Origin of the sequence: Sulfidibacter corallicola (assembly GCF_017498545.1) — a bacterium.
In the GTDB taxonomy this organism is placed as follows: Bacteria; Acidobacteriota; Holophagae; order Acanthopleuribacterales; family Acanthopleuribacteraceae; genus Sulfidibacter; species Sulfidibacter corallicola.
The window spans coordinates 9,782,037-9,794,140 of record NZ_CP071793.1; the positions used below are offsets into that span (position 1 = coordinate 9,782,037).

General features: G+C 64.5%; 7 protein-coding genes. All 7 read left to right on the top strand.

The annotated features are described in order from the left end of the window. Positions 1-168 precede the first annotated feature (168 nt). The 7 genes from J3U87_RS29660 (at position 169) to J3U87_RS29690 (ending at position 12,104) form a co-directional block, all read left to right on the top strand. Positions 169-525, top strand: a complete 357-nt coding sequence (locus tag J3U87_RS29660; protein ID WP_237379413.1) for a hypothetical protein — start codon at positions 169-171, stop codon at positions 523-525. Positions 526-869: 344 nt separating this feature from the next. Continuing rightward, a complete protein-coding gene (locus J3U87_RS29665; protein ID WP_237379414.1) occupies positions 870-3,167 on the top strand; it encodes a YcaO-like family protein in 2,298 nt (765 codons plus the stop codon). A 37-nt stretch (positions 3,168-3,204) separates the two neighbouring features. Further along, the gene (locus tag J3U87_RS29670; protein WP_237379415.1) at positions 3,205-4,947 is read left to right on the top strand and encodes an ABC transporter ATP-binding protein/permease; all 1,743 of its coding nucleotides are present in this window, start codon (positions 3,205-3,207) and stop codon (positions 4,945-4,947) included. Continuing rightward, positions 4,944-6,785 (top strand): ABC transporter ATP-binding protein, encoded by a 1,842-nt coding sequence (locus tag J3U87_RS29675; protein ID WP_237379416.1) that lies wholly within the window; start codon positions 4,944-4,946, stop codon positions 6,783-6,785. The genes J3U87_RS29670 and J3U87_RS29675 overlap by 4 nt, the downstream gene beginning before the upstream one ends. After that, a complete protein-coding gene (locus J3U87_RS29680; protein WP_237379417.1) occupies positions 6,782-9,013 on the top strand; it encodes a YcaO-like family protein in 2,232 nt (743 codons plus the stop codon). Before J3U87_RS29675 ends, J3U87_RS29680 begins: the two co-directional genes overlap by 4 nt. Positions 9,014-9,063: 50 nt before the next feature. Next, entirely contained in the window at positions 9,064-11,283 is a 2,220-nt protein-coding gene (locus J3U87_RS29685; RefSeq protein WP_237379418.1) for a TonB-dependent receptor, read from the top strand. 119 nt (positions 11,284-11,402) lie between these two features. Continuing rightward, positions 11,403-12,104, top strand: coding sequence for an ABC transporter ATP-binding protein (locus J3U87_RS29690; protein ID WP_237379419.1), 702 nt, complete (start codon positions 11,403-11,405; stop codon positions 12,102-12,104).

Genomic DNA, 12,104 nt, shown 5'->3' on the forward strand with positions numbered 1-12,104 from the left:
AGCAGGGCGAGAACACCGCCTCCCGGTGGCGTTTCCAAGCCCAATCTGGCCGGTTTTCCAGGGCAAAAACATTTCCACTACTGATCACACGGAGATCACTGACATATAACTCACTGAATATCAACCAGCTACACGGATCGTTCAAGTCATGGTGCCCTGGAGCGCTCGATGGGAATCACGCGGCACCAAATCCAAAGCCGTGACCCTGCCCAGAGCCAACATCGCACTGAAGAAGCCGAACCGAACGACCCAAAACCTGGACAGACATCCTACCGGTATCCCGCCCATCGATCTGGAACGGGCTTCCTTGTTTCCCGAACTCCCGACCCGGAGCTCGAGCGGTGCGGCCACTTCTTGGATCGTGAAAATAAAAAAAAAGTAGGCGAACTCACGGTTTCATCTTATTTTTCGCGCGACATCAACCCTCCTCGCCTGACTCGATTTTTCGAGATTTATGGCCAATCCACCGCGCAACGGTTGGCTTTCGAGGCGATTCTCTCACTGCGGAAAGAGGCGTTTCGATGAAAAATGTCGCAATTACGACACAGCAATGGTCGGTCTCGAAACAACGGAACCAAACGGCTGCTCCGATAATCCTGTCAACCGAGTTCGCTCGGAAAATCTAACAGGAGGTACTCCCCATGATCAAGAAAGTCAAACAACGTCGTTGGGAAAAAGCTCTCGCTCCCAATGGTAACCACCACACTCACACCACCGCTGCGACCACCAGCCGCATCGCGTGGAAGTGAATCCTGAGCATTGAGGGTCGGCGCTGACGGCGACGCCCTCTTCACGCTCTCGACCACCGTGGCTCCAGAAGGGGTCACGGTGGTTTTCTTCGATCCCATGCCCAAACACAAGGAGCCGCCATGTCCCCTGCAACCCTTCCCACCACACCTCCTCAAGCAACGTTTCCCATCCTGCAGACCCTCGAACTACGCCGCCTCGAGGAGCACCGCACCCTGGTGCTGACACCCGACGACGCGATGTTCGAAGTGGACATGGAACCAGAGGCTCTGCGCGAGCTCCTGAAACTCTGTGACGGCACGCGAACCATCGATCAGATCGCGGAAGCGTCGGGTAGCCCGGCGGACTTCGTCGAGGTCATCGACATTCTACTGGAATCGGGCGCGCTGTCGATCACAGCCGCCGACGAACAGGCGGCCGCACCGCGCATCGAAGCGCCGATCGATCGAACCCTTTCGCCCAATACCGAAACCCGCCTGCTCCTCTGCGGCGATGAGCGACTGATCTCCATCTGTCGATCCCTCAACCTAGGCAAGGGCTTCGCGGAAGTCACCGTGATCGATCGCGAGCACCTGCGCCACGATCTCGACAACCTGGACCCCGAACGCGATCTCCCGCTCGTGCTCGAGCCCCATCTGGATGCCGCCTTCCTCGCCGAGATCGACGCGGCCTGCGCCGAACGCGGCCTGTCCTGGTCGCAGTTCCATCTCGATCGCGGCAAAGCCTGGCTGGGCCCCATCGTGATCCCGGGCCGCACCGCCGATTACCGGGACCTGATCGATCGACGCATGTGCTGTTCCGACAACGAAACCCTGTTCGCCGCGGAAATGAGCCTGCCCATCTACCCCAACCCGGATTGCCGACCGGTCCCCTCCCCGCCGGCCCTGGTCTGGTCACTCAGCCGGTTTTTCGAAGAAATCGAGCGCTGGCGCACGGGCCAGCCTTGCCGCCTGTACAGCACCGAATTGTCCGCCGACTTTCCGAATCGCGCCTTTTCGGAGTCCGCCATTTTGCCGATGCCCCATCGCCGCCTGGGTCAAGCGTTTCTGACCAGCTCCGACCGCTCCGGCGCCACCCTGGTCAACGACCGAACCGGCGTCGTCGTGCGCCACATCGACGTGGTCCATCACGAATCGGTACCCGAAACGCTGGTCACCGTGCAGGCCCACGTCTCCAACATCGCCCGCAAGTATCCCTGCGCCAACGACGTCATCGTGGGCGGCTCCAGCTTCAGCGATCCCCTGCAGGCGAAGCTGTCCTCGCTGGGTGAGGCCATCGAACGCTACTGCGGCAACTACATCCCCGGCGAAGAGACCCGCCGCGCCTCCTACCGGCAACTCGCCGCGGCCGGAGAGCACGCCATCGACCCGGAAAGCCTGATCCTGTTCGACGAAGCCATGTACCGCGAGCCGGGCTGCCCGATGATCCCGTTCAGCCGCGACCTGGAGGTGCTCTGGGTGCGCGGCCGTTCGCTGACGCGCAACGCGCCGGCCTGGCTGCCCGTGAGCCTGGTCTACGTGAACTGGCACACGGGCCTGCCAGGAGAGCCGATCACCAATTATTACTGGTTCCCGGGCATCGCCGCGGGCGTCAACCTGGACCACGCGCTGGTTTCGGGCCTCGAGGAAATCATCGAGCGCGACATCACCATGATCTGGTGGATGAACGCCCAACCGCTGCCGTCGATGATCCCGACCCCCGAGATGGAAGCGCTGTGGCGGGGACGACCGACAGAAATGGGCCAGCGTCCCTGGCTGATCCACCTGGACAACGAGTTCGACGTACCCGTCATCGCCGGTGTCCTCGAAAACACCGTCGAAGGCTATTTCAACATCGGGTTCGGGTGCCGGCCCGATCCGGTCGAAGCGGCCTTCAAGGCCTGGTCGGAAGCGCTCACGCTGCAGGAAGGCAGCCGCGACATGGACGACCCCAACGGCCTTTTGCGGACGTCGGTGGAAGAGTGGGGCCTGATCGACGTGCCCTACAAGCCCTGGCGTGCCGATCGCCGCTACCTGGACGACTACCGCGCGGACTTCCGCGACGTGAGCGATTTGCTCCAACAGCAGCAGGTCAATTTGGACCCGCGCTGCCTGGAGCGTGCGCGGGCCTTTGTCGACACCCCGCGATCCCGCCCGTTCTCGAGCCTGCCCAGCCTGCCCGACCGCTCGCTGCAAACCCTGCAGAAGCGGGTCGAATCCCGCGGCTACGAGATCTTCTACAAGGACATCACCACCGCCGACGTGGACCTGATGGGCCTGAAAGCGGCCCGCGTCATCGTACCGGGCCTGGTGCCAAACACCTCGGCCGCCTTCCCGCCGTTGGGCGGCGAGCGACTGCGCATGGCGCCGGTCGACATGGGCTGGCGCGAACGTCCGCTCTCCCCGGAGGAGCTCAACTACACACCACTACCCCACGCCTGAACCCGCATCGCGTGATCTCGCGATCCTGGAGACCCACATGATGTTACAACGCGATTTACTCGGGCTTGCGGCCCGCCAACGCAAAGGCCTAGCCCTGTGCGTGTTGCTTGGCTCGGCCGTCTCGGCGGCGGGTGTCGGCCAGGGGGTGTTGATTGCTTCGGGCATCAAGCGCATTCTGGAAGGCGCGCCCTTCGAGGCACTCCACGTCACCCTGGCGGGCATCCTGGTCCTGGTCGTGACCCGCGCCGCGCTGCTGTGGTGGCGCCGCCTGCGGGAAATGAGGGTGGCCGCGGCCATCAAACACGACCTTCGCGGCCGACTCTTCCGCCATCTGTTGAAACTGGGGCCAGGCTATCTGCAGCGGACCCACAGCGGCAAGGTCCAGGCGACCATGGTCGACGGCGTGGAAGCGCTGGAGGGTTACTTCGGCGCCTACGTGCCCCAATTCTTCGTCACGCTGGTGGTCTCCACCTCGATCCTCGCCTGGATCACGGCCATCGATCCGGCCGTCGGTGGCCTGGTGTTGGCCGCCCTGCTGATCGCCGCCTTCGCACCCAAACTGTGGGAGCGCTGGTTGGGCGACTACGGCGCGAGCCACTGGTCGGCCTACGAGGCGCTGAACACGCGGTTCGTGGACGCGATGCAGGGGATGACGACGCTCAAGGCGTTCAACGCGGCCGAACGGCGGGGCGCGAGCCTGCGTGCGGAGAGCCACCGCCTCTACAAGGCGACGATGGCCCAATTGGCGGTATCGATGCTGAGCACCGGCGTGGTGGGCCTCGCCAAGCGCGCCGGGACGGCCCTGGCCCTGGCCCTCGGTTCCGTTCGTTTGCTGCAGGGCGCCCTGACGCCCGCCGAACTGCTGCTGTTGCTGTTCCTGACGAGCGAGTGTCTCAGCCCCTTGGCCGAACTGGACGCGGCTTGGCACCAAGGGTACATGGGCATTTCGGCATCGGCGGGCATTTTCGCCATCCTCCGAGCCGAACCGGAGATTCCCTCGCCACCCGGCGCCTCGCTCACCGCCAGTCCCATGCTCGATCCCCACCGCGCGCCGGCCATCTCGCTGTCGGAGGTTTCGTTCCAATACGAACCGGGTCGCCCCGCGCTGGATCGGTTGAGCCTCACCCTGGCGCCCGGCGAGACGACCGCCATCGTCGGGCCGTCGGGCTCGGGGAAGAGCACCATCGTCGCCCTGTTGTTGCGGTTCTTCGACCCCAACCACGGCACCATCACCATCGAAGGTCACGATCTGCGCGACCTGAACCCGGACGAGCTCCGCCGCCGCATCGCGGTAGTCCACCAGGACACCTACCTGTTCCACGGCACCATCGCCGAGAACCTGAGACTCGGTCGGCCCGATGCCAATCCGGTCGATCTGGAGGAGGCGGCCCGAGCGGCCGGCGCCCATGACTTTATCTGCCATCTGCCCCAGGGTTACCAGACCCTGGTCGGCGAGCGTGGATTGACCCTTTCCGGCGGCGAACGCCAGCGGCTGGCGATCGCGCGCGCGCTGCTCCAGGATGCACCGATCCTGATCCTCGACGAGGCGACGGCCAACCTGGACGCCGCCAACGAGGCGACCATCCACGAAGCCCTGCAGCGTCTGCGACAGGGGCGTACGACCTTGGTCATCGCCCATCGCCTGAACACCGTCGCCCACGCGGACCGCATCGCGGTGTTGGCACAGGGCCGCATCGAAGAGATCGGAACCGCCCAAGACCTGCTCGACGAAGGCGGCGCCTTCGCCCGCATGGCCGCCCTCCAGGAGGTGAGTGCATGAGCGACGCCACGGCCGATACATCCGCTCCATCCCTCGCGGCCACGCCGGGACGCCTGCGCGACACGCTGCGTTTGCTCGCGGTGCTGCAAGGCAAGGGCTCGATCCTCGCGCTCGGCATTTTTGTCGGGGTGCTCAACCAAACCTCCGTCATCGCCTGCGCCGGTGTCGGCACCTACATCGTCGGCGCCGCCATCACCGGAACCCCCTACGAGCGATGGCAGCCGGCCCTGTGGACGTTGATCGGCCTGGTCGCCGCTTCGGCGCTCCTGGCATGGCTGGAAATGTGGCTCTCCCACGATTTCGCCTACCGCGTCTTGGCCGATTTGCGCAATCGCGTGTACGACGCCCTGGCCCGCCTGGCGCCCTTCTCTTCGGCTCGCGACCGATCCGGCAACACGACCGCGACCGCCATGTCCGACGTGGAAACGCTGGAATGGTTCTACGCCCATACCCTGGGTTCGCTGGTGGTCAGCACCCTGGTACCCGCCGCGGTCCTGCTGGCCTTGGGCTGGTTCCTGCCGGTTCTGTCCCTGCTGCTGGCACCGCTGGTCTTGGCGGTCGGCTTGGTGCCCGCGCTGCTTCAGGCCCGTGCCCGCCAACAGGGCGCGGCCCTGCGCCACAAGGTCGCCCAGGTTCACGCCGAAGTCATCGACGCCGTCCAGGGCTTGCGCGAGCTGGTCGTTTTCGGCGCCGGCGGCACCCGAGGCGAGCGACTCGACCGGGTCGGACACAACCTGATCGCGGACCAGATCGCCTACGGCAAACGCGCGGGCCTGGAACGCGCCATCGCCGGTGGCCTCACCGCCCTCGGCATGTTGATCGCCCTGGCGGCCAGTGCGTCCGCCGTCTCGCGAGGCGCCCTGGACCCGGAACTCTTTCCCGTCGCCGTCATCCTGGCGGGTGCGGTCTTTGGCCCGGTCGCCGGCCTGAGTGCCAACTTCGGCAACCTCGGCGCCATCGCCTCCGCCGCCGAGCGCGTCTTTTCCCTGATTCAACGCCCTTCACTGGTCACCGATCTAGGCACCCACCCCCTGGAGCTCGCCGAGCCACCCGCAATCGAGGTCGCCGATCTGTGCTTCCACTACCCGGAGGTTCCGGAGGCGGCCCTCAGCGACGTGTCGTTTGTCCTCCAACCCGGTGAGAACCTCGCCGTGGTGGGCCATTCGGGTGCGGGAAAATCGACGCTGACCCACCTGTTGATGCGGTTTTACGACCCAAATCGCGGCACCATCCACATGAACGGCATCGATGTACGGGAAGTCCCGGTCGAATCGTTGCGCCGCCAGATCGCCTGGGTGCCCCAGGACCTGTTCCTCTTCAACGACTCGATCGAAAAAAACATCGCGCTGGCCCGCCCCGGTGCGTCGCGCGAAGCGGTCATCGAAGCCGCCCGTCTGGCGATGGCCCACGAATTCATCGAGGCCCTGCCCAACGGCTACGCGACCACCGTGGGCGAGCGCGGCGTGCAGCTCAGCGGCGGCCAGCGCCAACGCCTGGCCCTCGCACGGGCCTTTCTCCTGGATGCACCAGTCCTGATTCTCGACGAGGCGGTTTCCAGCCTGGACAGCGAAAACGAAGCGCGGGTCCAAGCGGCATTGAACCAGCTCCGCCGCAACCGAACGACCCTGACGATCGCCCACCGCCTCTCGACCATCCTCACGGCCGACCGCATTCTGCTGCTGGATCGCGGCCGGGTGGTCGGCCAGGGCAGCCACCAGGACCTGTTGGCGCGCTGCCCGGCCTACCGTGACCTGATCGCCGGCCAGCACGACGGCAACCTGGGCGACGGCGTTTCCGGCCGCGTCCATCAACACGATTCGACGGAGTCCCTTTCATGACCACAACGACCTTCGAACCCCATGCCATGCCCCGCCTCGACCACTTGGAGATCCGCGGCGCGGGCGAGGACACCTGTACGGTGACCACCTCCGCCGGCGACCAGTACGAAGTGGCGATGCCGGCCGCCGACCTCGCGGCCCTGCTGCGCACCTGCGACGGCAGCCACACCCTGGACGATATCCTCGAAAACCAAGAGGACGGCGACGCGCTCCGCGAAGTGATATCGGCGTTGCAGGCGGCCGAGCCCGCCGATCGGGGCGACGCCGACCCCTGCGGGCAAGCCACGATCCTGCTCACCGGCGAAGGCGCTTTCTTCCCACTCGCCCAAACGATGACGAGCCATTTCGGCACGGTCGTGCAGGTTCCGGAAGCGCGACTTGGCGACGAGCTGGAACGCCTCGGCACGGACCATCTCTGGGTCGTCGCGTTCTTCTCCGCCGTCGATCGCGGGCGCATGGAATCCATCGAGGAGACGTGTTTCGACGCCGGGGTTCCCTGGCTCCCCTTCCACCTTGACCGCGGCCACGGGTGGCTGGGCCCCCTAGTCATTCCCGGCTCCACCGCCGATATCCGCGATCTCTTCGGCCGACGTCGTTGTACCGGCGACGAAGTGGAAGAGGCCCTGCTCTACCCGGCCGTACCCTGGTCCACCGAGCCGGGCAATCCCTGGCCGGACTTCTCCAACCAAGCCGTCGCCTGGATGGTGGCGCTGCTCTTTGGCGAACTCGAGGCCGAGATTCGCGGGCAGACCTGTCGTCTCCTCAGTTGCGAGCTGGAAGTGGATCCGAAGCGCTACAGAACCCGACAGCGCCCGTTCCTGCCCCTGCCGACCCGTGTCCCGAAACGCTTTCGCAGCAGTTGCGACCATCCCCGCGAACAGTTGGTGGGCAACCGCGCCGGGATCGTGCTCGACCTCCACCGCGTCGATCACCACCCCGATTTTCCCAGCGAGCTGATCACCATTCGGGCCCACAACGCCGATCTCTCGCGAATCTACCCCTGGGGCAACGATCTCTTCGTCGGCGGCAGTGCCTTCGGGAACGGCGAGGCGGCGGCCGGCGCGGCACTGGGCGAAGCCCTGGAACGCTATTGCGGCAACTGCCTGCCCGGCGTGGATACCGTCGTCGATTCCTACTCGGAATTGACGGCCAAGGGTCGTCATGCCCTGGATCCCGGACGCCTGAGCCTGCACAGCGAGGCCATGCTGGCCGAACCGGGCTGCCCGTTCGTGCCCTTCACCCGCGATCTGCCCGTTCGCTGGGTGTCGGGCCATTCCCTGACCCACGATCGACACACCCTGCTGCCGCTCTCGCTGGTCTACGCCAATTGGCTGGACGGCGAGTTCGCCGACGATCCCGTCACCAACTACCTGTACACGCCAGGGATGGCGGCCGGCCAAAATCTCGAACAGGCACTCGTGGGCGCGGTCCGCGAGCTGGTGGAGCGCGACATCACCATGACCTGGTGGCTTCACGCCCATCCCCTGCCCCGCGTGGCGATCCCGTCCGAGCTTCGCGACCGGCTCACCGGCCCGAGCCGGGAAACCGATTTGCGCTACGGCTTGATTCACCTGGACAACGAATTCCAGATCCCGGTGATGGCGGGCGTGGTCATCGACGAAGCGTCCAGCCTGGTCAGCATCGGATTCGGCTGCCGACCGGAACCCCTGGCCGCGGCCGAGAAGGCCCTGACCGAAGCCCTGACCCTGCTGGAGGGCAGCTACGACCTGCTGAAACCCGACAGCACTTTACGAAAATCGGCCGAGGAGTGGGGTCTGCTTCACGTGAATTACAAACCCTGGCGCGCCGATCGCCAGTACCTGGACTCGTTTCGTCCGGACTTCCGCGACCTGAGCGACCTCATGTTGCAGCCTCAACTCTATCTGGATCCGCGTGCCCTGGACCGCATTCGTCCCTTGATCGAGACCCCGGTCACCCGCGAACTCGGGGACCTGCCGTCCCTCCCCGACGACCGCTTCGAAACCTATCGCGAACGCATCGAGAGCCGTGGATTCGAGTTGCTGTACGCCGACATCACCTCGCCCGACGTGGCGCTCACGCCTTTCAAGGTCGTGCGCGTGCTGATTCCCGGCCTGGTTCCCAACATGCCCGCCGCGTTTCCGGCCTACGGAGGCCGGCGCCTTTACGAACTGCCGGTCCAACTCGGCTGGAGCGACCAGCCCCTGCGCGAGGACCAATTGAACACCTTCCCCATGCCGCACGCCTGAGCCGCGGCCCCCTACTTTCGCCGAAATCGGCATCACTCAAGGAGATTGCTTTGCGACGCCCGAGGACCTTCACGCACCTTACCTTCATCACGACCCTTCTACTCGTCACGCTTTGGACCAACCTGCTCGCCCAGGAACCGGCCTCGACCGAAGCGGCATCGGATTCGGACAAACCTGCCATTTCCGAATCGGTGGTCGTCACGGCGAGCCGCACGGAACAAACCCTGGAAGAGCTCGCCGCCGCCGTCACCCTGATCGACCGCGAGGACCTGCGGACCAAGGCCAGCCAGCTCGCCGGTGACGAGCTGCAGGGTATCGCCGGCGTGTTCCAGCGCCGCGAGGAAGCGGCCAACAACTTCATGCACGTCGTGTTTCGCGGGCTGACCGGCAACCACGGCAACGATACCTTCCTGGCGTTGGTCGACGGCATTCCCTTCGTTTCGGCCCATGAAGAAGTGCTGCTCGCGGAGGTCCCCTTCGGCGCCGTCGATCGCGTCGAGGTGGTTCGCGGACCGGTCTCGGCCCTCTACGGACGCGGCAGCCTGTCGGGCGCCGTCAACTACCTGACCCGCGACCCCGGCCCCGAGCGGCGCTACCGGCTCGGCCTCAGCGGCGGCAGCTACGGCTACGCCAAGCCCCATCTCAGCGTGGATCTGCCCCTGGCCGATGGCCGGCACCAGCTCGTCATCGACGGCTACCGCCAGGAGAACGACGGTTGGCGCGACCGCACCGAAGGCCAGGCGACCAATCTCTTCGTCAAGGATCACATCGCGCTCTCGGAACGCGCTTCCCTGACGCTCTGGCTGAACGCCCACGACGGCGACCAGGAGGCCGGCGGCGTGATTCCGATCCTGCCCAACGGCGACATCCCCGAAGTCGCGGGTGGACGCGAGGGATTTCTCGGCTACGGTCCCAACGAGTACCAACGCGAAACGCTCATGGCGGCGGCCAGGCACCGTTTGGCCATCAACGATAACCTTATGCTTATCAGCACGTTACACTACCGCCGCATTCAGGACGACAACGACCTGGCTTTCTACGATCCCTTTGGGTTCCAACCCGAGAACAACATCCTGCGCGTCAACGGGTTCGCCAACGATCGCGACACCCGTGTCTTCTTCGTGGAACCGCAATTGAGCTGGCAATCCGGTCGCCACAACCTGATCGCCGGCGCCACCCACGAGCAGGTAGACCTGACCGAAACCGACTGGTGGACCGGCCAGAACGGATTCGACGAGGAAACCTTCAACTACCACTTCTATGAAATCAACATCGACTACACCACGGGCGAAGTCATCAACCGCGACCATCCGTTGTGGGCCGACCGCAACGAAACCTACCGCGGCGATTCGCGCAACAGCTTCACGGCCTTCTTCGTCCAGGACCAATGGCAATTGAGCGAAGACACCACCGTGACGCTCGGTGCGCGCTGGGACCGCTTCGAACGCGATGCGACCATCGCCAGCGACGTGGATTTCGACGGCGTGATCGACGACAACGCGCCCATCGTCGATTCCGAAACCCACGTGAGTCCCAAACTCTCGATCGTTCATTTCTGGAAGCCGAACCTGAGCACCTATTTCAGCTACGGCCAGGGTTTCAACTCCAACTTCGGGGCGGTCTGGCAATGGGATCCCAGCCTCTACCAACGCGGCTCCGAGGTGAAGCCGTCGCGCGTGGACAACTACGACCTGGGCATCAAGGGCCATATCGGTGACCATATCTGGATTGGCGCCACCTTGTTCCATCTCTCCCAGCGCGATCGCCTGGTGTTCCTTTCCAACCCGGCCGGCCAGTTGCAGGCCTCGACCGCCGACCGCTTTCAGAGCCAGGGGCTCGAATGGGAGTCGCGGTTCCACCTCGTGCCCGGCTGGAGTGGCTACCTCACCTACACCTACACGGATGCGGAGTGGGAGGACTACCAGGTCAGGGGCGTCGATTACACCGGCAACCGTCCCACCGGGGTGCCCGAACACATGGGTTCGCTCGGGTTGCGCGGCAGCTTGGCACCCCGTTTGACCCTGGACCTGTGGTCGGATTACGCGGATGACTACATGGTCACGTTGGGCAACGATTTCGAAGGCGGCGGCTACACGCTGGTCCACGGCGGCCTGACCTACCGGCTGCCCGGCGATCGGGGCACGGTCACCTTGACCGGCAAAAACCTGCTGGACGAAACCTACGACAACCTGTTCGGCAGTCAGGTGCCGCTCAACGCCTATCCGGGATCGCCGATTCGGGCGCAGCTCGATATTCGCCTGGAATTCTGAGCGGTGGAGACCGGTCCGAAAAACTACTTGAAATGAAATCGCATTATCAATTAAGCTTTCAAAAACGATAATTCGGTCTCATCAGATATCACCTCAGCATCTTATCAAGGGTACACAACATGCTCGAAGCAAAGAACCTCTCCAAAAACTACGGCCACTACACGGCCCTTTCCCAGCTCAACCTTTCCATCGAAGCCGGTGAGGTTTTTTGCCTTTTGGGCGCCAACGGTGCCGGCAAGACCACCACCATCCACCTCTTTCTCAACTTCATCGAACCCAGTGAGGGCGAGGCCAGGGTCAACGGCCGCAGTGTCGTCGACGCCCCTCACCTGGCTCGGGCCGAGTTGGCCTACATTCCCGAGCGGGTCAACGTCTACGACCAACTCACCGGTGTCGAGAACCTGGACTTCTTCGCCCAACTGGGCGGTCAACGCCACGGTCGGAGCGAGCTCCTCGATTACCTCTCCCAGGTAGGGCTTCCGGCCCGAGCGGCCTACCAACGGGTCGCCACCTATTCGAAGGGCATGCGCCAGAAGGTGTGCCTGGCCATCGCCCTCGCCAAACAGGCGCGAGCGCTGTTGTTGGACGAACCCACCTCGGGGCTCGATCCCAAGGCCGCCAACGAGTTCATCCAATTGCTGGGCGACCTCGCCGAGCGCGGTGTGGCCATTTTGATGGCCACCCACGACCTGTTCCGGGCGCGCGAGGTCGGCCACCGCGTCGGCATCATGAAGCAGGGACACCTCCTGGAAACGGTGCCGACGTCATCCATCTCGGCCACCGATCTGGAAAAACTGTACTTGCAGCACATGCACGATTGA

Coding starts and splice junctions, on each gene's coding strand:
- J3U87_RS29670 (WP_237379415.1), top strand. CDS start 3,205: ATGATGTTACAACGCGATTTACTCGGGCTTGCGGCCCGCCAACGCAAA.
- J3U87_RS29675 (WP_237379416.1), top strand. CDS start 4,944: ATGAGCGACGCCACGGCCGATACATCCGCTCCATCCCTCGCGGCCACG.
- J3U87_RS29665 (WP_237379414.1), top strand. CDS start 870: ATGTCCCCTGCAACCCTTCCCACCACACCTCCTCAAGCAACGTTTCCC.
- J3U87_RS29690 (WP_237379419.1), top strand. CDS start 11,403: ATGCTCGAAGCAAAGAACCTCTCCAAAAACTACGGCCACTACACGGCC.
- J3U87_RS29680 (WP_237379417.1), top strand. CDS start 6,782: ATGACCACAACGACCTTCGAACCCCATGCCATGCCCCGCCTCGACCAC.
- J3U87_RS29660 (WP_237379413.1), top strand. CDS start 169: ATGGGAATCACGCGGCACCAAATCCAAAGCCGTGACCCTGCCCAGAGC.